The sequence below is a fragment of the Paenibacillus sp. 598K genome (assembly GCF_003851045.1).
GTDB lineage: Bacteria > Bacillota > Bacilli > Paenibacillales > Paenibacillaceae > Paenibacillus_D.
This window is the reverse complement of sequence record NZ_BFBX01000047.1, coordinates 16,689-38,116: the sequence shown is the minus strand read 5'-3', so window position 1 is coordinate 38,116 and position 21,428 is coordinate 16,689. Positions and strand designations below refer to the sequence as shown.

The 21,428-nt window shown below is 59.9% G+C and carries 21 protein-coding genes and 1 pseudogene; 19 read left to right on the top strand and 3 right to left on the bottom strand.

Annotated elements, in window-relative coordinates; translation table 11 throughout:
* Positions 1-2,144: pseudogene (locus PA598K_RS36220) on the top strand (hypothetical protein); the annotation flags it as partial.
* Positions 2,145-2,793: 649 nt separating this feature from the next.
* On the opposite strand, the gene PA598K_RS15330 reads toward PA598K_RS36220, so the two are convergent.
* Together PA598K_RS15330 and PA598K_RS15325 are read right to left on the bottom strand one after the other, a co-directional pair.
* Complete coding sequence (locus tag PA598K_RS15330) at positions 2,794-3,204, bottom strand: cupredoxin domain-containing protein (protein ID WP_128657804.1); 411 nt, start codon at positions 3,202-3,204, stop codon at positions 2,794-2,796.
* Between the two features lie 314 nt (positions 3,205-3,518).
* Positions 3,519-3,878: a phage holin family protein gene (locus tag PA598K_RS15325; protein WP_128657803.1), complete on the bottom strand. Its 360-nt coding sequence runs from the start codon at positions 3,876-3,878 to the stop codon at positions 3,519-3,521.
* Between the two features lie 171 nt (positions 3,879-4,049).
* Between PA598K_RS15325 and PA598K_RS15320 the strand changes: the two genes are divergently transcribed.
* The 5 genes from PA598K_RS15320 to cysK all read left to right on the top strand — a co-directional run bounded on the left by PA598K_RS15320 (position 4,050) and on the right by cysK (position 9,847).
* Positions 4,050-6,407: an endonuclease MutS2 gene (locus tag PA598K_RS15320; RefSeq protein ID WP_128657802.1), complete on the top strand. Its 2,358-nt coding sequence runs from the start codon at positions 4,050-4,052 to the stop codon at positions 6,405-6,407.
* Positions 6,408-6,420: 13 nt separating this feature from the next.
* Positions 6,421-6,855, top strand: a complete 435-nt coding sequence (locus PA598K_RS15315) for a DUF350 domain-containing protein (RefSeq protein ID WP_128657801.1) — start codon at positions 6,421-6,423, stop codon at positions 6,853-6,855.
* Between the two features lie 106 nt (positions 6,856-6,961).
* The gene (locus PA598K_RS15310; protein WP_128657800.1) at positions 6,962-7,507 is read left to right on the top strand and encodes a hypothetical protein; all 546 of its coding nucleotides are present in this window, start codon (positions 6,962-6,964) and stop codon (positions 7,505-7,507) included.
* Positions 7,508-7,572: 65 nt separating this feature from the next.
* Positions 7,573-8,901 (top strand): MFS transporter, encoded by a 1,329-nt coding sequence (locus tag PA598K_RS15305; protein ID WP_128657799.1) that lies wholly within the window; start codon positions 7,573-7,575, stop codon positions 8,899-8,901.
* Positions 8,902-8,932: 31 nt separating this feature from the next.
* Complete coding sequence (cysK, locus tag PA598K_RS15300) at positions 8,933-9,847, top strand: cysteine synthase A (protein ID WP_128657798.1); 915 nt, start codon at positions 8,933-8,935, stop codon at positions 9,845-9,847.
* Here cysK and PA598K_RS15295 read toward each other — a convergent pair.
* Positions 9,823-10,929 (bottom strand): CotH kinase family protein, encoded by a 1,107-nt coding sequence (locus tag PA598K_RS15295; RefSeq protein WP_260405424.1) that lies wholly within the window; start codon positions 10,927-10,929, stop codon positions 9,823-9,825. The genes cysK and PA598K_RS15295 overlap by 25 nt on opposite strands.
* 297 nt (positions 10,930-11,226) lie before the next feature.
* Between PA598K_RS15295 and PA598K_RS15290 the strand changes: the two genes are divergently transcribed.
* The 13 genes from PA598K_RS15290 to PA598K_RS15230 all read left to right on the top strand — a co-directional run bounded on the left by PA598K_RS15290 (position 11,227) and on the right by PA598K_RS15230 (position 21,396).
* Complete coding sequence (locus PA598K_RS15290; RefSeq protein ID WP_128657797.1) at positions 11,227-11,880, top strand: hypothetical protein; 654 nt, start codon at positions 11,227-11,229, stop codon at positions 11,878-11,880.
* A 125-nt stretch (positions 11,881-12,005) separates the two neighbouring features.
* Positions 12,006-12,230: a hypothetical protein gene (locus PA598K_RS15285; protein ID WP_185601999.1), complete on the top strand. Its 225-nt coding sequence runs from the start codon at positions 12,006-12,008 to the stop codon at positions 12,228-12,230.
* Positions 12,231-12,271: 41 nt separating this feature from the next.
* A complete protein-coding gene (locus PA598K_RS15280; protein WP_260405426.1) occupies positions 12,272-12,655 on the top strand; it encodes a spore coat protein in 384 nt (127 codons plus the stop codon).
* Between the two features lie 150 nt (positions 12,656-12,805).
* Positions 12,806-13,870 carry a DUF4397 domain-containing protein gene (locus tag PA598K_RS15275; protein WP_185601998.1) on the top strand — a complete coding sequence of 355 codons (1,065 nt, stop codon included), beginning with the start codon at positions 12,806-12,808 and terminating at the stop codon, positions 13,868-13,870.
* A 153-nt stretch (positions 13,871-14,023) separates the two neighbouring features.
* The gene (locus PA598K_RS15270; protein WP_128657795.1) at positions 14,024-14,515 is read left to right on the top strand and encodes an Lrp/AsnC family transcriptional regulator; all 492 of its coding nucleotides are present in this window, start codon (positions 14,024-14,026) and stop codon (positions 14,513-14,515) included.
* Positions 14,516-14,531: 16 nt separating this feature from the next.
* Positions 14,532-15,752, top strand: coding sequence for an aminotransferase class I/II-fold pyridoxal phosphate-dependent enzyme (locus PA598K_RS15265; protein ID WP_128657794.1), 1,221 nt, complete (start codon positions 14,532-14,534; stop codon positions 15,750-15,752).
* Positions 15,753-15,825: 73 nt separating this feature from the next.
* Positions 15,826-16,065, top strand: a complete 240-nt coding sequence (locus tag PA598K_RS15260; protein ID WP_128657793.1) for an aspartyl-phosphate phosphatase Spo0E family protein — start codon at positions 15,826-15,828, stop codon at positions 16,063-16,065.
* Between the two features lie 108 nt (positions 16,066-16,173).
* Positions 16,174-16,749 carry a cob(I)yrinic acid a,c-diamide adenosyltransferase gene (locus tag PA598K_RS15255; protein ID WP_128657792.1) on the top strand — a complete coding sequence of 192 codons (576 nt, stop codon included), beginning with the start codon at positions 16,174-16,176 and terminating at the stop codon, positions 16,747-16,749.
* Entirely contained in the window at positions 16,746-17,708 is a 963-nt protein-coding gene (locus PA598K_RS15250) for an RluA family pseudouridine synthase (protein ID WP_128657791.1), read from the top strand. The genes PA598K_RS15255 and PA598K_RS15250 overlap by 4 nt, the downstream gene beginning before the upstream one ends.
* A 22-nt stretch (positions 17,709-17,730) precedes the next feature.
* The gene (locus PA598K_RS15245) at positions 17,731-18,108 is read left to right on the top strand and encodes an arsenate reductase family protein (RefSeq protein WP_128657790.1); all 378 of its coding nucleotides are present in this window, start codon (positions 17,731-17,733) and stop codon (positions 18,106-18,108) included.
* Positions 18,109-18,126: 18 nt separating this feature from the next.
* On the top strand, positions 18,127-19,188 hold the full coding sequence (locus PA598K_RS15240) for a site-2 protease family protein (RefSeq protein ID WP_128657806.1): 1,062 nt from the start codon (positions 18,127-18,129) through the stop codon (positions 19,186-19,188).
* A gap of 58 nt (positions 19,189-19,246) precedes the next feature.
* Complete coding sequence (locus PA598K_RS15235; RefSeq protein WP_128657789.1) at positions 19,247-20,485, top strand: aminotransferase class I/II-fold pyridoxal phosphate-dependent enzyme; 1,239 nt, start codon at positions 19,247-19,249, stop codon at positions 20,483-20,485.
* The gene (locus PA598K_RS15230; RefSeq protein ID WP_128657788.1) at positions 20,485-21,396 is read left to right on the top strand and encodes a 5'-3' exonuclease; all 912 of its coding nucleotides are present in this window, start codon (positions 20,485-20,487) and stop codon (positions 21,394-21,396) included. The genes PA598K_RS15235 and PA598K_RS15230 overlap by 1 nt, the downstream gene beginning before the upstream one ends.
* The last annotated feature ends 32 nt before the right edge of the window (positions 21,397-21,428 follow it).

Genomic DNA, 21,428 nt, shown 5'->3' with positions numbered 1-21,428 from the left:
TGCAGACGCTGCGCGGCGAACTGTCGGAGCGAGAGCGCGCGGCAGAGGAACTGCAACGGCGGGTAGCTGATGAGATGTTGCGTGTCGAAGCGGCGCAGCACGAGTTGGAAGAGCTGCGGATCATTGAGCAATTGCAGCAAGAGGAGCTCGAAGCGAGCCGTAGTGCAGCAGTGGAATTGCAAGCGTCGCTGGAGCAGAGCGAGCAAACGCTGCGGAGCCAGTTGTCTGAACGAGAGCGCTTGGCGGAAGAGCTGCGCGGGGAACTGTCAGAGCTGCGAGTCGTCGAGCAGCAGCTGCGCGAGGAGTTGGAGGCCAGTGGTACAGCGTCGGCCAGCCTGCGAGCCTCGTTGGAGCAGAGCGAGCAAGCGCTGCAGACGTTGCATAGCGAGCTCGCCGAGCACGAGCGCACGGCGGAGGAGTTACGCAGTGAGCTGACCGAGCGCGAGCGCACTGTGGAAGAGTTGCGCAGTGAGCTATCCGAGTGGGAACGGATGGCGGAAGAGCTGCAACAACGTGCCACCGAGGAGTCGTCGAGAGCGGCGGCAGCTCTGCATGAGCTATCGGAGCTGCGATCGGGCGAGCAGCAGCTTCGAGCCTCGCTGGAGACGAGCCGCAACGCAGCGGCAGGCTTGCAAGCCTCGCTGGAGCAAAGCGAGCAAGCGCTGCAGACGCTGCGCGGCGAACTGACCGAGCGCGAGCGGACGGCAGAGGATCTGCGCAGCGAGCTGGCCGAGCGTGAGCGCACGGCAGAGGAACTGCTCGGCGAACTGACCGAGCGCGAGCGGACGGCAGAGGAACTGCGCAGCGAGCTGGCCGAGCGTGAGCGCACGGCAGAGGAACTGTTCGGCGAACTGGCCGAGCGCGAGCGGACGGCAGAGGATCTGCGAGTCGAGCTGTCCGAACGTGAGCGCTTGACGGAAGAGCTGCGCGCCGAGCTCGCGGCAGAGAAAGCCCGTCTGGAAGAAGCGCTGGAGCGGGGAGAAAATAGCGAGCGCACTGCATCCACCCTGCAGGAGCAACTGGTAGAGAGCCAGCATAAGCTGGAGAAGCTTGGCCAACGTATAGCAGAGCGCGAGCAAGAGAGTTCAGAACTGAATGAATTGCTCGCCGCCTATGAGCAGTCGGAGCAGGAGCAGGCAGCTCGTCAGGCGGAGCTGGCGGTCCAACTGGAGCAAGCGCGCGGCCAACGCGAGGACGCCGAGCGTCGGACGATAGCTGCGGAGGAGCTGCTGGCAGCCCGAGACCAAGCTGCCGCCGCCTATCAAGCCGAGCTCACGGATATTCGTCAGCAGCTGGAAGCAGCTGCCGCCGCCGAGCAACAGTTGGCCGAACTGCGCGAACAACTTACGCAGAGCCAATTGTCCGTGCTGGAAGCGAGACGAATCGCTCAAGCGGCAGCAGAAGAGCGGGAGCAACTGCTGGAAACGTTGCAAGGCCGTGATGGCGAGCTGCAGGAGCAAAGAGAGCTGCTGGCGATGTATGAGCAGCAGGAGCAAGACCGGCTGGACCGCGAGCGCGAGCTGGCCGTTGAGCTGGCACAGCTGCGAGAGCGTCTTGCCGATGCGCAGACTCAGCAGGCTGGGGCGTTAGAAGCCGCGGAGGCTGGACAGCAGCGGGCGGCAACATTGCAATCCGAGCTGGAGCGTTACGAGGCTGAACGGGTAGCGCTGCGAGAGCAACTGGAGGGAGAGCGTCAGCAGTTGTCCGAGCTGCGTGCGCAGCTGGAGGAGCAAGAGCGGGCTTCGTCGCAGCTCCTGATGCAGCTGCAAGAAGCACGTGCCGCATCTGGAGGCAGCGAGGATCGCATCGCATCGCTCACATCCGAGCTGGAAGAGCTGCGTGCGCGAGATGCCGAGGCGGAGCAGGCAGCAGAGCGTTATCGCCAAGCGGAGAGCGAATGGCGAGAGCAGGAGCTCGAGCTGCAGGAGGAGAAGCGTATGCTCTACCAACAGGTAGAGGAGGCGCGGGACGAGTTGCTTCGTATTAGCGAGACGCTTGAGGTGATGAAAACCGCAGAGTTGACCGCTACCTCGATCCAGGACGATTTCCACCAGCTGCGGGAGCAGCATATGAAGCTGCGGACCGAATACAACAAGCTCCAGACCGAGTATAACGAATGGATCGAACTAATCGAGCAGAGCTGAGCCTCTGCGCATGAATAGTATTCAACATCCGGGGCGCGCAGTCTAACTGCGCGCCCCGGATGCATATCGGCTACCCGGCTACCTTTGCGGCTTGCGAGCCTAACAGCTCTACAAACTATAGTTACAGCGGCACTCTGGACGGTGCGCGAGCCAAACAACTCTACAAACTATAGCTACAGCGGCGCTCTGGACGGTCCGCGAGCCAAACAACTCTACAAACTATAGCTACAGCGGCGCTCTGTGCGATCCGCGAGCCAGATAACTCAACAAACTATAGTTACAGCGGTGCTCTGTGCGATCCATGAGCCCAATGCCTCTACTAACTATAACTACATAGGGCTGCTTCCACCGAAAGTTGTCTCAGATCGAGTAGAGGAATAAAGGTGCATTGGAGCAAGCGAAACCGCGCCCCAGAGGCAAATAGAGGAACAAAGGTGCACTGGAGCACCAGCGAGGACTTCCCGTATTCGTGATCGCCAGGCACAGTTTTTGGTCGGGCTACTTAACCGGCCGCCAATACCCGGCCAACCCACCCAGTCCGGTCCAACCACCTGGCCTGCCATCAAGGTGCCATTCCAAACAAAAAAGCCCGCCCCAAGGGGACGGACTGTGAGCCCAACAAACTTGGCAGGCGGGCATGATATAAATGTTACTGAACGACAACCTTGCTGACCATTTTGGCGTGGCCGTTGCCGCAAGGGATGTTGCAGACGATTTGGTATTCGCCCGGCGCGTCGAAGGTGTATTCTACCGATTCGTTGCGCTTGAGGTTAATGTCTGTATTGTTGATGGAGATGCCGTGGTTGCCTTTGACGCTTTTCAACGTGATGGTGACCGGCTCACCTTGCTTGACGATATATTCGTCCTTGTCGAATTCGAAGTTGGTCGCTTCGATAGTCAATTGCTGTCCAGTTGCTGCGTTGTCTGCGCCAGCACTGCTCTCTGTATTGGCTGGCGTATTGGCCGGCGTTTTGTTGGCACCGCTGTCGTTGCCGCCGCAAGCTGCCAGCATGATCGCCAGAGCCAGTGCAGTCATCGCGACTGAAATTTGCTTTTTCATGGAATTGTTCCCCTCCAGGCACATGATACTGACACTCCTAATTATAACGGAGAGCCTGGGGCAAAACAGTGTCAATTTGATGAAGACCATGTCAAATTGATGAAGGTACGATGAACAAATCATGAACGGAACAGCAAATGCCGCTTCAAAACGACTTGAGCGGCACTCAAAGCGGTATAAATTTGAACAATTCGCGACTTAGCCCCTGCTCCTTCGTAGAAGTGCAGAGGCAGGGCTCGCAAGAAGATCGGATGAAACGGGCAGCGCCTCCATGCGAGTGGAGGCAGCCGTTTCTGGAAGAGCAATCAAACTAGCTAGCTGCGGTTGCTGCGGCCGGCATCATAAGGGGTTGATACCGGGATGAACAGGTCGATGATCCCGATCAGCAAGGCAGCCAGGATGGCGCCGAGGATCGTGACCGAGAAGTTGCCGACGACAAACTGAGCGATCCAGATGACCAGCGCGCTGATCAAAAAGCCGACGATGCCGCGGCCAAACGGATTGACGCGTTTGCCGAAGATGCCCTCTATGATCCAGCCAAGCGCGGCGATGACCAACGCGAGCAGTAAAGCGCTCCAGAATCCGCCGATGGAGAAGCCGGGGACGATCCAGCCGACGACCATAAGGACGAGGGCAGCGACAATAAAGCGGATCACATGTCCGAGAAAACGCATAGGTGTCAGTCCTCCTTAATAGTAGTGTGTGGCGATTGCCTCCTCAGGATTCCCCAAACGTGGGAGAACAATGCGCGGGCCGCATGGACAGCGAATAAAGCACGGCTTCCGATCATGGCGTCGCGGAGGCGCTTCGGCTATAATAGATAACGGAAAGGGGTTGTATCGGGGTTGGACAACAAAATATTGACTACACTGGAATATCCCAAAATTAAACATAGATTGTGGCAGCATGCGGCCACAACGCTTGGGCAAAATCGGGTCGAGGCTCTCCTGCCGGCAACGGAGCTCGAGGAGGTCAAGCAGCGTCTGCAAGCGACGGATGAAGCCTACAAAGCCGACCGTCTCAAGGGACATGCGCCGATGGGCGGCATCGTCGATATCGCTGCATCGCTCCATCGCGCCCGCATCGGCGGGATGCTGAACAGCGCCGAGCTACTGGATATTGCGACGACGATCAGGGGAGCCCGTCGGCTGAAGCGACACGTCGAGCAGTTGCATGAAGATGATCCGATCCCGCTGCTGGCGACGCTGGCCGGTCAGCTCTCCGATGCCAGGCAGCTCGAAGACGAGATCAGCGCCTGCATCAACGAGCAGGCGGAGGTGATGGACAGCGCCAGTACGGAGCTGGCGTCGATCCGCCGCGAGCTGCGCCAAGGCGAGGGCAGGGTTCGCGAGAAGCTCGAGCAGATGCTGCGTTCGTCCTCTGTCCAGAAGATGCTCCAGGACGCGATCATCACGCAGCGCAACGACCGGTATGTTATCCCGGTCAAGCAGGAGTACCGCTCTCACTTTGGCGGTATCGTCCATGACCAGTCCGGCTCGGGGGCGACGTTGTTCATCGAGCCGGAGACGATCGTCGTCATGAACAACAAGCTGCGCGAGTTGAAGGTCGGAGAGCAGCGGGAGATCGAGAAAATCCTCCATCGTCTGACCGGGCGCGTAGCCGAGTACGAGCAAGAGCTGATCGTCGATCTCGATCTGCTCGGCCAGCTCGACTTTGCCTTCGCTAAGGCGCGATTCGCCCATGAGCTGCGCGGCTCGCTGCCGCGTATGAACGACCGGGGTTTCCTCAAGATCAAGCGCGGCCGCCATCCGCTGCTCTCGCCGGACAGTGTCGTGCCGCTCGATATTGAGCTGGGCAATAACTTTACGACGGTTATCGTAACGGGACCCAATACCGGGGGCAAGACGGTGTCGCTGAAGACGATCGGTCTGCTCAGTCTGATGGCGATGTCCGGACTGTTCGTGCCTGCCGAGGACGGCAGCCAGCTGTGCGTCTTCGATGCGATCTACGCCGACATCGGCGATGAGCAGAGCATCGAGCAGAATCTTAGTACATTCTCTAGTCATCTGACCAACATCATCCGCATCCTGACGTCAATGACGCCCAAGTCGCTTGTACTGCTCGACGAGCTCGGAGCGGGCACTGACCCGGCGGAAGGCTCGGCGCTTGCGGTCGCGATGCTGGAGCATATCCACCGCACCGGCTGCCGGATGGTCGCGACTACGCACTATAGCGAGCTGAAGGCGTATGCCTACAACCGCGCGGGCGTCATCAATGCGAGCATGGAGTTTGATGTGCAGACGCTCAGCCCGACCTATCGCTTGCTCGTAGGCGTACCGGGGCGGAGCAACGCCTTTGCGATCGCCGAGCGGCTTGGTCTGGCAAAGGAGATCATCGATCATGCGCGCGGCGAGGTAAGCGATGAGGATATGCGCGTGGAGCATATGATCGCCTCGCTGGAGGCGGACCGACTCCAGGCCGAGCGCGACCGCAAGCAAGCCGAGGAGCTGCGCCGCGAGGTCGAAGCCCAGCAGCAAAAGCTGCAGGAGCAGCAACGGCGATTCGAGGAGCAACGCGAAAAGCTGTTGGAGAAAGCGCAGGAGGAAGGTCGACAAGCGGTATTTAAGGCGACGCGCGAAGCCGAGGAGATCATCGCCGATCTGCGCAAGCTGGCACTCGAGGAAGGCGCGTCGGTGAAGGAGCACAAGCTCATCGAAGCCAAGCGCAAGCTCTCCGAGGCGGCGCCGCAAAAGCAGCAGACCAAGCGCCCTGCAGGCGCGCCAACGCCGCAAAAAATCGGGGCCGGCGACGAAGTAGTCGTCCACAGCCTCAATCAGAAGGGGCATGTCGTGGAAATCAGCGGCAAGGAAGCGACCGTGCAGCTTGGCATTATGAAAATGAAGGTGGCGCTGGACGATCTGGAGCTAGTGCACCGCAAGCCGGCCCAGACGAAGCAGCCGCAGCAGGCGGCCAGCCTGAAGCGGACGCGCGACGACCAGGTGCGTTCCGAGCTGGATCTGCGGGGGGCCAATCTCGACGAAGCGCTGATCGAGGTAGATCGGTTCCTGGACGAAGCCTTTCTCTCCAATATGGGGCAGATCTACATCATTCACGGCAAAGGGACGGGCGTGCTGCGCAGCGGCATTTCGGATTATTTGCGCAAGCATAGGCATGTCAAGGCCTATCGGCTCGGCAATTACGGCGAAGGGGGCAACGGCGTTACCGTTGCGGAGCTTAAATAGGAGGTGAAGACGCTTGTTGGAGGAGGTGGACTGGTTGCTCGATAATCCGTATATTGCTTCCTTGGCCGATGTGTCGGTGGCGGTCGTCGCGTTGATCGTCTGTCTGTTCCTCTTTGAAATCGTCACCCGCTATAACTGCTGGGATGAGATCAGGAAAGGCAATCTCGCGGTGGCGATGGCCACCGGGGGCAAAATTTTTGGCATATGCAATATCTTTCGCTTTTCCATCGAGGCCAATGAAACGGTGTATCAGAGCATGATCTGGGCGGGCTTTGGCTTTGCGATTTTGTTGGCCGGGTATTTTTTGTTTGAGTTTTTGACACCGGTATTCCGCATCGATGACGAGATCAAAAAAGACAATCGCGCGGTCGGCTTGATCGCCATGCTAATCTCGGTCTCGCTCTCTTACATTATCGGAGCGACGGTGCTTACGTCCGGTATGCAATAAGGAGGAGTTGTCGCGAGATGAAATATTTGTGGGGCATCTTGCTGTGCGCAGCGCTGGTCTTCATCGCGCTTGGCGTCATGTATCTAGCTTAGAGGAGGCTGTAACAGTGGAAGAAACGGTCGTATGTCCATGGTGCCACACCGAGATCATATGGGATGAGGATTTGGGTCCGGAAGACTTTTGTCCGCATTGTGAAAATGAGCTGAAGGGCTATCGCACGATCCAGCTCGGCCCAGATGAAGCGGCCGACGACGAGCTGTCGCTGGAGGACGAGCTGTTGCCTGATATGACGGAGGAGGAGGCGTCCGAGACCGAGCAGGCACGAGAGTCGGAGACGACGGGCTTCCGCCAGACCAATCGCACGCTGCTCGCTTATCAGGCTTCAGTTGAGCGGCTCATGGATCACCAGGAGGAAGTGCCGGAGTGTCCTTCGTGCCGGGAATACATGCTGGAGACGGGGCGCCAGACCGTCGGCGATGCGCCAGGGTATGAGCCGGCGAAGCTGCCAGGTACGGAGCAGCCGCTGCTGGCCCGTCCCTATGTGGCAGTGGAATATGTATGCCCGACCTGTTTTCAGGTGCAGCACCGGATCGCGATGAAGGATCGCGAACGGATGATCCGCTCGCTCAGCGAGGCGTTAGAGCGAGAGTAACGGCATGACCCGCTCTGCTTTGGGGTACCTTAGCTAAGGTACTGCAGAGAGGAGGGTATGCTTAGATGGAGCAAGGCAAGACGAGCATGTCTGCCAGACTGCTGGACTGGATCCGAAGCACCAGGCATCGCGCCGAGTGGGCAGACCGGGACGATCCTCGTCCGTCGGGCAGACAGGCGGGCGTCCTGGACATGCAGTCGATCCTTTTGTTGGCCGTTCAAGGCTTGTACGCTGCGGCCACGGCATTGTCCGGGACTTTCGTGCCCATCTACCTGTGGAAGACAAGCCAGTCGCTCCTGGTGGTCGGCTGGTTCACACTGTGGCAATACGCGATCTCGGGTCTGACCTTCTGGGTCGCAGGCAAGTGGGTCAAGGAGCGCAACAAGATGAACAGCCTGCGACTGGGCATCGTTCTCTCGGGCTTGTTCTATTGCGTCATCCTGCTGCTCGATCGGCAGGCAGTGCATTATGTCATGCTGCTGGGCGCGCTGAGCGGCCTGGCATCAGGATTTTTTTGGCTTGCTTACAATGTCGTTTATTTCGAGATTACGGAGCCGGACAATCGGGACAAGTTCAACGGTTGGGCAGGCTTGCTTGGCTCGGCGGCAGGGATTTTTGCGCCCTGGATTTCGGGGATGCTCATCGTTACTTTTGCCGGGGGTGCGGGATACCGATTGATCTTTACGATCTCGCTCATCATCTTCGGCGTCTGTACGGCGATCAGCTTCTGGCTCCAGAAGCGCAAGACCACCGGCAGCTACAGCTGGAGCTATGGCTTCCGAAGGCTGCGCGACGATGATCCAGGCTGGCGAGCGGTGTTCTTGTCGCTGATGGCGCAGGGCGTGCGAGAGGGCGTATTTATGTTCCTGATCGGCCTGCTGGTCTATCTGGTCAGTCGCAATGAGCAGACGCTTGGCACCTATTCGCTGTGGACCTCGCTTGTCGGGTTGATCGCCTTCCTGTTGGTAGGCCGGAGACTGACGATGCGCAATCGCGTGCAGGCAATGCTGCTCGGGTCGATCATGCTGACGCTAGTAATCCTGCCGCTGTTATGGCGACTGGAGTATACGACGCTGCTCTTGTTCGGCATCGGCACGGCGCTGTTCCTGCCACTCTATACGATCCCGATGACCTCCTCGGTGTTCGACCGAATCGGGGCGACCCCGGAGGCAGCCAGCCGCCGCGAGGAGTTCATCGTGCTGCGAGAGGCGGGACTGGTGCTCGGCCGACTGCTCGGACTGGCTGCTTATCTGCTGGTGGCGGTCCGCACGAGCGAGCCGTCGGATCTGATCTGGCTGCTGCTCGGGGTCGGCATCATGCCGAGCGTAGGCTGGATCTTCATCCGCCGTTATCTGCTGCGGCCCAGCTCCGCTCAAGCGACGGGAAGTCGATAACACACATAGTCAATGGGAGAGGAACGTCAACATGCGTGTAGCACACAATATTACCGAGCTCATCGGCGATACGCCGGTGATCCGTCTGAACCGTCTGGCGGGCCCCGACCAGGCGGAGGTGCTCGTCAAGCTGGAGCGCTTCAATCCGAGCGGCAGCGTCAAGGACAGAGCGGCGTTTGCCCTCATCGAGGATGCCGAGCGGCGCGGGCTGATCGAGCCGGGAGCGGTCATCATCGAGCCGACGAGCGGCAACACCGGTATCGGTCTGGCGATGAATGCGGCGGCCAAAGGCTATCGGCTCATCCTCGTCATGCCTGACAACATGACCCAAGAGCGCATCCGGCTGTTGCAGGCGTATGGCGCAGAGGTTGAGCTGTCGCCAGCAGCCGAACGGATGCCTGGCGCGATCCGTGTCGCGCTGGAGCTGCAGCGCGACAACCCCGGCAGTTATATCCCCAATCAATTCGAGAACAACGCCAATCCGGACATTCACCGGGTGACGACGGCGCAGGAAATCCTGGCTCAGACGGAAGGGCGGCTGGATGCCTTCGTGGCGACGGCGGGAACAGGTGGAACGGTGACTGGGACGGGAGAGACGCTTAGGGCTTCGATCCCCGGACTGCATATCGCGGTCGTCGAGCCGCAGGGCTCGCCTGTGCTCTCCGGCGGCCAGCCCGGACCGCACAAGCTGGTCGGCACCAGCCCCGGCTTCGTGCCGGCGATCCTCAACACCTCCGTCTATGACGAGATCGTCCAGGTGTCCGACGACGATGCGTTGTCGACGATGCGAGCGCTGGCCCGCCTGGAAGGGCTCCTGCTGGGCCCCTCCTCGGGAGCGGCGGTCTGGACCGCGCTTCGTCTCGCGGAGCGACTCGGCGCGGGCAAGCGCGTCCTCTGTATCGCCCCCGATACGGGCGAGCGTTATCTGAGCATGGACATCTTCTGAGGCTTGCTGCTCTCCCACTGGGTCAGCTGTTGCAGCAGGACGCGGCGGCGATCGCGGATATACCCTCTGATAAAGGCGGGTTCCCCTGCGAATACCGCTGCGTCCCACTTGCGGCTCCTATCCATCGCGATCGCCGTACCGATGCTGTGATGGAGCGCCTCCACGGTCGGCATCAGCGACGACTCGGTGAATTCCTGCTCCAGCAGCTGTCTGAGCAGCTGCTGGTATTGCTTGCGATAGGCAGGGAAGGACAGCAGCTTGCGAGTCAGGCTATTGTAGCCCTCGATGCGCACCAGATCGATCTCGCAGGGCCGGCCATAGCAGTTGCGCCCCCACGTCCCTTCATAATCCCACGGCATCATCCGATAGACGCTTCGCAAGCCTGCCTCGTACAAGGTGTAGTTCTGTTCGAACCCATCATAGTTCCCCGTCAAGACCGCCCCGGCCAGCCAACGGAGATAATTCGGGATATCCAGTCTTTCGGTCAGATGCTTGCGCAAGGCGCCGCCCGACAGACGGTGCAACCCTCGGATAAAACCGACCAGCCGTTGCTGGGAAGATCGATTGCCGAGCATCAGCTCGTAGCCCTCCCAAAACGAGGCTTTTTTTTTGCCGCTCTCCGGCTCCTTCAGCCCGAAGTTCGCATTATCATTGACTGCATAAAAAATCGAGCGACAGCCGAGCTTGCGCTTGCGGAAAAAGTGGCGATCGACCGATTCGATCTCCAAATACACCCCCATCGGCTGACCGTTCCACTCCAGCCAGCAATGCCGGGTTTTGGGCGCGAGTATGCCGATCCGATTGAAAAAGAGGAACGATAACGCGTTGCGAATCATAGACGGGTCGTCATACTCTGCGTTCCAGTGCCGAATCGTACCATCCTCCAACTGAATCTCATACGATTTCTTCGGATAATTCCTCGTATGTCCGCCTCGATGACGCAGCCTGCCTTTGATCCAGCCTTCGCCGGTATCCAGCGACACCTCGATCGACTCTAAACTCCAGGGATCTATCGCCTGAAGCTTCTTCAACTGATCTGTCGCGATCATCAGACGCCGGGCTGGCAATCCGCCTCTGGACATGCATACCAACTCCCTGGTGTAGCGTTGTTGCTATACCATATTCCAGGGGATGGGCGATGGTCACCATTAGCCTAAGTCGTCGCTAATCTATCATTTGGCTCTTGGCGATTCGCATAGATTGCTAGAAATGGATGGACATCCCGTTCCCTATCAAATCTGGATACATATACATAGAGTATAGCTCGTACGGGGCTTGGCGTTCCGGCAGCTTGCGCTGCAAGATTCGTACGGGCGGCATGGCGATGAATGTGCATGAGGAGGCAAAGCTGCTCATTACTTCATGTTGGAGGGATTAGGATGAACATCAAGTGTTGCGGTTCAACGCTCGGCGCGCAGGAGCGCAGACATCCCGGGCAATTTGTCGGCAGCGAGGTGGAGGTCCGATTCGGCGGAGGCGACTGCTTGACCGGTCGGCTGATTGCGATCTGCGGGGACTATCTCGTCCTCAAGACGCATAACAAGCATATTGTCTATATCAATGCTAGACAGGTGAAAAGCATCACGCAAGTGCGCTGCAGTCACCGCAGCGTCGGCAAGATCCACTTTATCCGCGCCCAGAGCTTCCATGAAGTGCTGCGCGCGCTGAGACAGCAGTTCGTCAAGATCGACCTCGGCCGGACGGAGAAGCTCAAAGGCTTCATCTCCGAGGTCGGACCGAACCAGCTGCTGCTCGTCGACAACAACGAGCTGACGCAGGTAGCGATCCATCAGATCCGCGCCGTCAGCCCCGTCTGCCAGAGCGGGGGCCATCGCTCCTGCGGTCAGCGGGAAGGCGCTATCCGCACGCCAGGTACGCGTACCGGCGGCAATCGCGTCGGAGGCGAGTTCACGCATCCTTGCCGCAGCAGGGGCAATCGGACGGTTGGCTCTGAGACCGCTAACACCTACAGCCGCAAAGCCGCTGTCAGCCGCGCCAGACGGCTCGCGAAGCGTCGGACGACCCGGCGCTAGCCTGACACACCGACCGAACGAAGGCGCACGTCGCTGTCGTTCGGTCGACATACATATTATGCCTCCTCGATGCCCATACTACGATAGGCTTTGCTTGAAACTTCCACAGAGGAGGGAATCACCCGATGATGCAACCGATCTCAGCCAAGGAGCTGGAATATCTGGTCGACTCGATGTCTAATGAAGATCTGCTCATGAAGCAATGCGCCGTCGCCGCGGCCACCGTGAGCAATCAGGCGCTGCGCCAGCAATGCATGCAGCTCCAGCAAACTCATCAGCAGCAGTACGACATGCTGCTGCAGGCGCTCGCCCAGCACCAGCAGCTGGCGCCGACCCAACCGCAGCAATAGTCCGCGGCCTGTCAGTCCCAAATTGTATACTTAAGGAGGGTATCGCATTGTATAACCAGAGCTTGTTGCCGCAAGAGGATATGGCCTACACCATCCTCGCCGACCTGAAGCGGGTAACCCGGGAGTACGCTACGGCGGCTACCGAGTCTTCCTGCCCCAATATCCGCAACCTGTTCACCCATCTGCTGAACAGCACATTAAAGATGCAAGGTCAGCTGTACGAGACGATGAAGCAAGCCAACATGTACAGCGCCGCTTCGCCGGCGCTCCGTCAAGAGATCGACAAGCAACTGCGGCAAAATCAGCAGACACAGCAAAAAACGGCGCAATTCCTGCATCAGACGTCCCACTCCGCAGGCTACGCCCAGCCCGCCGCGCAGCATCATGCGCCGCAGCAGCAGGGCCACAATTCGTATTACATGTAATTCCCCGGGCGGGCTCGCGAGAGCCCGCTTTGTCGTGCGGCGGGCGCCAGCGCCTGCGGCGGCGAGCGACTTTGGTCTGCGGCTTCTAAAGAGACCTGCTTCCGGCATATTTATATGAGAATGGGAGCTGTCAAGAGGGGAGTCGAAGACATGAACGGCCATGAGCGAATAAGGCAATGTTGGGAAAAAGCGAGTCTGTATGGCTTGTTGAGCGATAGCTACAGGTACACGTCTCCGGAGAAGTCCGCACACTATGGACAAATGCACCGCGACTGGATGGGCAGGCTGGCGGAGCAAGTCGAGGCGGCTGGCGGCGTATGGGACGAATGGCAGCCGGAGCAAGCGACGACCGGCTATAACCATCGTGGATTCTCTGCTGGCGGGCCGACTCCAGATGCCGGACCGGTCTACCCGGGATTGCAATATCCGGGCCTGGGACCGCAGCGCCAGCGGACGCCCGCAACGGCCGGCTCTGTTGGTCCTTATGCCGAGCCGGCTTATCCGGGCTACAACCCGATGGCCGCAGGTCCGCCCGGCGCTGCTTCGTATTACCCGGGAGGCGTACCGTACGGGCAGGGCGTCAGACCTTCAGTCCAGTGGGGCGCCGGCGTCGCGCCGATCCGCATGGAGCCGATGAGCAGCAGACTGCGGATCATCCATGCTTCGCCGGGCGCATCGCCCGTAGATATCTATCTCAATCAGAAGCTGGCGGCGTCCAGCGTCGGCTACAAGGATGTCCTGCCCTATCTCAATGTACAGGCAGGACACTATCTGATCGAAGTGTATCCAGCCGGAGAGATGGACGCTCCGCTGCTGGCCCGCACCTTGAATGTGCAAGCCGGTCAGTCGTATACGCTGGCAGCCAGCGACCTGCCGGAGGAGCTGCAACTATACGCGTATCTCGATGATCCGGCGCCTACTGCGGGTCAGGCGCGCCTTCGGTTTATCCATCTGTCGCCGGATTCTCCAGAGGTCGATATCCGCACTGGAGCCGGCACGACGCTGTTTGGCAAGGTCGGGTTCGGACAGTCGACCGCGTATGCCACCGCACCGCCGGGCAGCGTCGATCTGCAGGTGGTGGTATCGGGCAGCGAGCAGATTGTGCTGGCGCTGTCGGAGCGCCCGCTCGCCGGGGATAGCGTCACTACCGTTGTCGCCGTTGGTCTGGCCGGCAGCGAGCCGCCGCTCGAGGCGCTGCTCGTGTCCGATCTGTAGCAAGAGAGCCGCCTGCTTGCGCAAGGTCACTAAGATAAGGCTAGCTTAGATGACGTCGCGCTTGAGGCGGTTTTTATTATGCTTGTTTGCAAGATTGAATAGATGTAATATATACATTATGAATTTCAGACGGGGTGCAGGAGGGATTGGGTCATGGAAGAGTTGAAGCTCAAGGTACTGGAGCTGCTGAAGCAGGACGCGCGGCATACGCCCGCGGTGATCGCCACGATGCTGGACGCGGCCGAGGCGGACGTCAAGCAGGCGATCGAGGAGCTGGAGAAGGACCATGTCATCGTCAAGTATGCGACCGTGGTCAACTGGAGCAAGGTAAGCGAGGAGAAGGTAACGGCGCTGATCGAGGTGCAGATTACGCCGGAGCGAGGGCGCGGCTTCGAGGGCATCGCCGAGCGCATCTATCTGTATCCGGAAGTCAAGTCCGTCTATCTGATGTCGGGCGCCTATGATCTACTGGTAGAGATCGAGGGACCGACGCTGAAGGACGTAGCGTCTTTTGTATCCAATAAGCTGTCGCCGATCGACGCGGTTTTGTCGACGAAGACGTTTTTTATACTCAAAAAATACAAGCAGGATGGCATCATCTACGAAGAGCATGAAGATGACCATCGTCTGTTGATCTCCCCGTAAAGGCGGTTGCTGAACTATGATCAAAGATGAAGAAATGAATGAAACGAAGCTGCAGCCCCGCAGAGCGTCGATGCGGGAGTATCTGTCACCGCAAGCGCAGGCGCTCAAGCCGTCGGGCATCCGGCGATTCTTCGATCTGGTCAGCGCCAATCGGGACGTCATTACGCTCGGCGTCGGCGAGCCGGACTTCGTCACGCCCTGGCATGTGAGAGAAGCCTGCGTCTACTCGCTGGAGACTGGACGCACCCAATATACATCCAATGCCGGCATGATGGAGCTGCGCGAAGCGATCGCCCAATATCTGGACCAGCGCTTCCATACAGCCTACAACCCGGATGGCGAAATACTCGTGACGGTAGGCGGCAGCGAGGCGATCGACCTGGCGTTGCGGGCGCTGGTCTCGTCAGGCGACGAGGTCCTCATCCCCGAGCCGTGCTACATCACGTACTCGCCGATCACGTCGCTCAGCGGCGGGGTTGCGGTCGGCATCGAGACGTTCGCCAAGGACAGCTTCAAGCTGACGGCAGAGGCGCTGCGGGCATCGATTACGCCAAAGTCCAAGCTGCTCGTCCTCTGCTATCCGAGCAACCCGACTGGCGCGATTATGAACTACGAGGACTGGCTGCCGATCGCCAAGGTCGTCGAGGAGCATGATCTGATCGTCATCTCCGACGAGATCTACGCCGAGCTGTCCTACGACGGCAACCATGTGAGCTTTGCCTCGCTGCCCGGGATGAAGGACCGGACGATCCTCGTCAGCGGCTTCTCCAAAGCCTTCGCGATGACCGGCTGGCGCATGGGTTATGTATGCGGCCACTCTGATCTCATCTCGGCGATGCTGAAGATCCATCAGTATACGGTGATGTGCGCGCCGATCATGGGACAGGTCGCGGCGCTGGAGGCGCTCACCAACGGGCTGGAGGAGAAGGACCGGATGGTCGAATCGTACAATCAGCGTCGGCGGCTCGTCGTGCACGGCTTCCGCGAGATCGGTCTGGACTGTCATGAGCCGCATGGCGCCTTCTATGCGTTCCCTTCGATCGCGTCGACAGGGCTCGACTCGGAGACGTTCGCCGAGCGGCTGTTGACGGAGGGCCGGGTTGCCGCTGTGCCGGGCAATGTGTTCGGCAAGGGCGGCGAAGGCTTCATCCGTTGCTCCTACGCGACTTCGGTGCAACAGCTGACTGAGGCGCTCCATCGGATCGGCGAATTTGTCCATCATCTGAAAAAAGGCTAAAGGGATTGTAGTTGACCGACTTTATTTGATATAATTTAACAATATATTAATAAAATTGGTCGGAGGGATGGACATGGCTTATGCAGAACGCGAACTGTCAGCAAGCGGCGCCGAACGGCAGGCCGCTGGCAGCTATGTCATTACGCCCCCCATCCGCAAGCTCGAAGACGAGATCCGCCTGCTGCGCGACAAGATGGAGCAGACGTACAGGGAGGAAGCTTCCTTGAACGCCGAGGTCGTCATCGAGATCAGTCGTAAGCTCGATCAGAAGATCAATGAATATATGAAGCAGCGCCGTCAGCTCTCAGGCTGAGAGCGGTCGCAGCTAGCAGTGCCGGCTCCTCGCAAGAGGAGCCTTTTGTATGGTATAGTAGGGCAATAGATATAGTAAGCCTCATAACGGAAAGGGCAGGGAAACCCGATGAAATTATATACGCGAACGGGAGATAAGGGACAGACCTCGCTGATCGGCGGCCGGGTCGCGAAGGACGACGCCCGGGTCGAAGCGTACGGAACGCTCGACGAGCTGAATGCCTTTGTAGGGCAGGCTGCAGCCCTGGCGATCCGACATCCCGAGCTGCAGGTCATGGCCGAGCAATTGGAGACGATCATGCAGGAGCTGTTCGACTGCGGCTCCGACCTCGCTTATGCCGACGAGAAGCAACCGGTGTACAAGCTGACTAAAGAACCGGCGCAGCGGCTCGAAGCGTGGATTGACGAATGGGTCGCGCAGGCGCCGGAGATTACGAGATTCATCTTGCCTGGGGGCAGCGAGCCGTCAGCGGCGCTGCATGTATGCCGGACCGTGTGCCGCCGCGCCGAGCGACGGATCGTCACGCTGGCTGCAGCAGGACATCCGGTCAATGACGAGGTGCTCGCCTATGTGAACCGCCTCTCGGATTATATGTTCGCGGCGGCGCGGGCGGCCAACGCGCTGCTCCAGGTGGACGACGTCGTCTATGCGCGCAGCGCCGAGGTATTCCGGAAGAGCCGATGAGCGAGCAATATTATCCCCCGCTGTCGTATACGGTTGCTCCCGAGGATGATGGGATGAAGGTCGGCACCGTGCTGGAGCGGCGTCTCGGCGTCTCGCGCAAGCTGATGTCGCGGCTCAAGCTGACCGAGCAGGGCATCCGGCTTAACGGCGTCCGCGTCTACACGTCAGTCAAGGTGAAGGTCGGAGACATCGTCACCTGCGCGATGGAGCAGGAGAGCTCGGACGACATCCTGCCAGAGCCGATGGCGCTGGACATCCTCTATGAGGACGAGCATCTGCTGATCCTTAACAAAGCTGCCGGCGTCATCGTCCATCCGACGCATGGCCACTACACAGGGACGTTGGCCAACGGCGTCGTCCACTACTGGCTGGAGCGCGGGGAGCGATACCGATTCCGTCCGGTGCATCGACTCGATCAGGATACGTCCGGCGTCGTCGCCGTCGCCAAAAATCCGTATGTGCATCAGCAGCTCTCGCTGCAAATGCAGCGAGACGAGATCGACAAGCGCTACTGCGCCTTCGTCGAGGGCGCGCCCTCGATATCTGTCGGCACGGTAGACGCGCCGATCGACCGCGATCCGGCGCAGCCCCATGTGCGGATCGTCACTCCGCAAGGCTATCCGTCAGTGACCCATTACGAGACCGTCCGCACGTATGCAGCCGGCGCGTCGCTCGTCCGACTGCGGCTGGAGACCGGCAGGACGCACCAGATCAGGGTGCATATGAAGCATATCGGTTGCCCGTTGCTCGGCGATCCGATGTACGGAGGCCTTGGTACGGAGGCAGACGCGCGCTTGGCCGCGTTCGGAGCAGAGCTCGGACGCCAGGCGCTGCATGCGGAGCGGCTCGCCTTCCGGCACCCGTGGACCGGAGAGCCGATGACGTTCGCCGCCCCGCTTCCGGAGGATCTGCGGCAACTGGAGAGACGGCTGGAATATCCCGATGAGACTATGAGCTGAAATTCAGGAGGAATGGTTAGCGATGAGCAAAGAGGTATTGAAGGTCTACTATTATCCGAAATGCGGCACCTGCCGCAAAGCGCTGAAATGGCTCCAGGAGCAGGGACGCGAGCTGGAGCTGCACGATCTGTTCGAGCAGAGTCCTAGCGAGCAGACCGTCCGCGACTGGCTACACGCCAGCGGTCTGCCGGTGCGCAAGCTGTTCAACACATCCGGTGAGGTATACAAGGAGCTGAAGCTCAAGGACAAGCTGCCGTCGATGACGGAGGACGAGCAGATCGCGCTGCTGGCCTCCAATGGTCGTCTGGTGAAGCGGCCCGTCGTCACCGACGGCAAGCAAGCGACGGTAGGTTTCAAGGAAGAGGACTACGCCCAGACGTGGTCCGGCGTCCAGGTGTAATCGACCGTGAGCGAAGAGATGAAGAGGGAGAAGCGCAGCCCATGGCTGTTGCTCGGGGCTGCCGCTTTATTCCTGCTGTCCAAGGGCAAGAGCCTGCTGCTGGTGCTCGGCAAGTTCAGCGGCCCGCTCATCAGCATGGCCGTCACTGTCGGCGCTTATGCGCTGATCAGCCCCGTGTGGTTCGCGCTGGGGCTGGTCCTGTTGATCCTCGTCCATGAGATCGGTCATGTCCTCGCCGCCAAGCGCAAGGGCTTGCCGGTCAGCCTGCCGCTGTTCATCCCGTTCATCGGGGCGCTGATCACGATGAAGAAGCATCCCAAGGACGCGGTGACCGAAGCGTACATCGCAATGGGCGGCCCGGTCGTCGGGACGATCGGCGCATTGGCGGTCTATATCGCCGGTTATGCGCTGGACAACCCGTTCCTGCTCGTGCTGGCCAAGGTCGGCTTCCTGATCAATCTGTTCAACCTGATCCCGATCCATCCGCTCGACGGCGGGCGGATCTCGACGGCTGTCAGCCGCTGGCTGTGGGTCGTCGGTCTGATCGGCGGTGCGGCAGTGATCATCTATCTGAGGAGCTGGCTGCTCTTCATCATCTGGGCGTTGTTCGCTTGGGATCTGTACCAGAAGTATATCAAGTACCGCGGTACCGGCAAGCCACGGGAGCTGCAAGGCGTGTACGAGGTTGATATGCATCGCATCCAGACGGAGCTGCCTTCCTGGTACGCGTTTAGCGACCAGCAGCGCGGCCCGCTTGCCTATACAACCTACAGCCGACTGACCGGTGAGCAGATCGTCCGCTTTCACTGGGGGACGTTGAATTTCCAGGGCGAGATGGAGGTCCCGCAAGGGAGCGAGGTGACCCGCGTCGAGCTGACCGGCAACGAGCGCGTCATCAAGGACGATCGCGAGCTGCTGCGGCTGACGGTAAAGGTCGAATACAAGCAAAAAGTGAACGAACAGTATTATGAGGTGCCGAGCGCGACGCGCTGGCGCTACGGTGCGGCGTATGTCGGGCTGGCGCTGTTCCTGATCGCGATGATCTGGAGCATCCAGGCGATGGAGCTGCCGATGCCGTAATGCTCGGCTGTCTGCCGGCATATCGCTTAAGTATAGACAGTAAAGGAGAAGATCGATAGTGAGCACAACGACGAAATGGCGGTCGCAGCGTCTGGATCGTCTCGGATCGGCGATCTTCGCCGAGGTAGCCGCCTGGAAGACAGAGGCCAGAGCTGCGGGCGTTGATGTGATCGATCTCGGGATCGGCAGCCCCGACCTGCCGCCTGCGGAGCCGCTGCGGCAGGAGCTGAGCCGACAGGCGCTGCGCGAGGATCGCTATGGCTATCCTTCCTCCAGAGGCAGCGCCGTCTTCCGCCGACAGGCTGCGGGTTGGCTGCGTCACCGCTTCGGCATCGCGGTCGATCCCGAGCAGGAGCTGCTCACCTTGATGGGCTCGCAGGACGGACTGGCGCATCTGGCGCTGGCGATCACGAATCCGGGTGACCGGGCGCTGTTGCCTGATCCTGGCTATCCGATCTATGCTGCCGGGGCCGCGCTGGCCGGTGTGGAGCCCCTCTATTATCCGCTGCGAGCGTCCAGCCGTTTCCTGCCTGACCTGGCGTCAATTCCCGACTCGCATTGGGAGGCGGCGCGCTACATGATCGTCAATATCCCGGGCAATCCCGTCTCGGCCAAGGCAGATCTGCCGTTCTTCGAGCAGTTGTTGGCGAAGGCGCGTCGCCATGACGTGCTTGTCGTCCATGATCTGGCTTATTCGGAGCTGGCTTTTGACGGCTGGAAGCCGCCTAGCATCCTGCAGGTGTCCGGAGCTCATGAGGTAGCAGTCGAGTTCCATTCCTTGTCCAAGAGCTTTAATCTGGCGGGCTGCCGGATCGGTTTCCTCGCAGGCAACAGCGAGGCGATAGGCGCACTCGCCGACCTCAAGGCAAACATCGATTATGGCGTCTTTGATGCGGTGCAGCATACGGCGATCGCCGCGCTGCAGGCCGATATGGCGCGCGGCAGCCAGCCGGCTGCAGGAGCGCTCTACGAGCGGCGGCGGGATCGCTTCGTGGCTGCGCTGCGCGAGGAGGGCTGGCAGGTGGAGCTGCCGAGCGCGACGATGTTCCTGTGGGCCAGGATTCCAGATCTGGATAACGGGACGAGTTGGTCTTCTCGACAAATTTCCCGGGAAATGATCCGCCAGGCTGGCGTTGCGGTCATACCTGGTGATGCCTTCGGCAAGGAAGGCGAAGGGTATGTGCGGATTGCTATCGTGGAGCAGGAGGAACGGCTCGTTGAAGCGGCGAGGCGGATCGGGCATTTCATGCGGGCGCATGGCTTGATCGGCGAATCACTCGGAGAGGAGAGAGCATAATGCAGATGGAGATGGATCTGGACGGAGGTTTGACAGAGCGGGGGACGGGACGTGATCGGCTGCTGCTCGTCGACGGCATGGCGATTTTGTTCCGTGCCTACTTTGCTACATCCTTCACTGGCGCGATCCGTCGGACGAGCAGCGGACTGCCGGTCAATGCCGTACATGGCTTCGTGCGTTACTTCTGGGATGCGGTGAAGCGATTCGAGCCCAGTCATATCGTCTGCTGTTGGGATATGGGCAGCAAGACGTTCCGCAGCGACCAGTTTGCCCTTTACAAGGCCAATCGGCCGGAGGCGCCGCTCGACCTGATCCCGCAGTTTGAGCTGGTCAAGGACGTCGTCGCCAGCTTCGGCATCCCCAATGTCGGACTGGCTGGATACGAGGCTGACGATTGTATCGGCACGCTGGCGAGAACGCATAGCGAAGCGACGGACGTGTATGTGCTCACGGGGGATCAGGACCTGCTGCAGCTCGTCTCGGATACCGTGACGGTCGCCATCATGAAGAAGGGGCACGGCAACTACGCGCTGTATACGCCGGACTATCTGATGGAGGAGCGCGGTCTGCGACCGGCGCAGATCATCGACGTCAAAGGATTGATGGGCGACGCTAGCGACAACTATCCCGGCGTCAAGGGGATCGGCGAAAAGACGGCGCTTAAATTAATCCTGGAGTACGGCAGCATCGACGGCATCCTGGAGCGGCTGGCGGAGCTGCCGGCGACCGTCCGCGCCAAGATCGAAAACGATCTGGAGATGCTCGAACTCTCCAGACAACTCGCCCGGATTCATTGCGAAGTGCCGCTCTCACTGGCACTGGACAGCTGCTGTTGGGCGCTGGACCGTCCACGCGTCGCTGCCAAGTTCGAGGAGCTCGAGTTCGGTGGCCTGCTGAAGCTGATCGGTTAGGCCCGAACCGCCTGCGCGAGCGCCAGGCGGGC

Coding starts and splice junctions, on each gene's coding strand:
- PA598K_RS15330 (WP_128657804.1), bottom strand. CDS start 3,204: ATGAAAAAGCAAATTTCAGTCGCGATGACTGCACTGGCTCTGGCGATC.
- PA598K_RS15325 (WP_128657803.1), bottom strand. CDS start 3,878: ATGCGTTTTCTCGGACATGTGATCCGCTTTATTGTCGCTGCCCTCGTC.
- PA598K_RS15305 (WP_128657799.1), top strand. CDS start 7,573: ATGGAGCAAGGCAAGACGAGCATGTCTGCCAGACTGCTGGACTGGATC.
- cysK (WP_128657798.1), top strand. CDS start 8,933: ATGCGTGTAGCACACAATATTACCGAGCTCATCGGCGATACGCCGGTG.
- PA598K_RS15295 (WP_260405424.1), bottom strand. CDS start 10,929: ATGTCCAGAGGCGGATTGCCAGCCCGGCGTCTGATGATCGCGACAGAT.
- PA598K_RS15290 (WP_128657797.1), top strand. CDS start 11,227: ATGAACATCAAGTGTTGCGGTTCAACGCTCGGCGCGCAGGAGCGCAGA.
- PA598K_RS15285 (WP_185601999.1), top strand. CDS start 12,006: ATGATGCAACCGATCTCAGCCAAGGAGCTGGAATATCTGGTCGACTCG.
- PA598K_RS15275 (WP_185601998.1), top strand. CDS start 12,806: ATGAACGGCCATGAGCGAATAAGGCAATGTTGGGAAAAAGCGAGTCTG.
- PA598K_RS15270 (WP_128657795.1), top strand. CDS start 14,024: ATGGAAGAGTTGAAGCTCAAGGTACTGGAGCTGCTGAAGCAGGACGCG.
- PA598K_RS15265 (WP_128657794.1), top strand. CDS start 14,532: ATGATCAAAGATGAAGAAATGAATGAAACGAAGCTGCAGCCCCGCAGA.
- PA598K_RS15260 (WP_128657793.1), top strand. CDS start 15,826: ATGGCTTATGCAGAACGCGAACTGTCAGCAAGCGGCGCCGAACGGCAG.
- PA598K_RS15255 (WP_128657792.1), top strand. CDS start 16,174: ATGAAATTATATACGCGAACGGGAGATAAGGGACAGACCTCGCTGATC.
- PA598K_RS15250 (WP_128657791.1), top strand. CDS start 16,746: ATGAGCGAGCAATATTATCCCCCGCTGTCGTATACGGTTGCTCCCGAG.
- PA598K_RS15245 (WP_128657790.1), top strand. CDS start 17,731: ATGAGCAAAGAGGTATTGAAGGTCTACTATTATCCGAAATGCGGCACC.
- PA598K_RS15240 (WP_128657806.1), top strand. CDS start 18,127: ATGAAGAGGGAGAAGCGCAGCCCATGGCTGTTGCTCGGGGCTGCCGCT.
- PA598K_RS15230 (WP_128657788.1), top strand. CDS start 20,485: ATGCAGATGGAGATGGATCTGGACGGAGGTTTGACAGAGCGGGGGACG.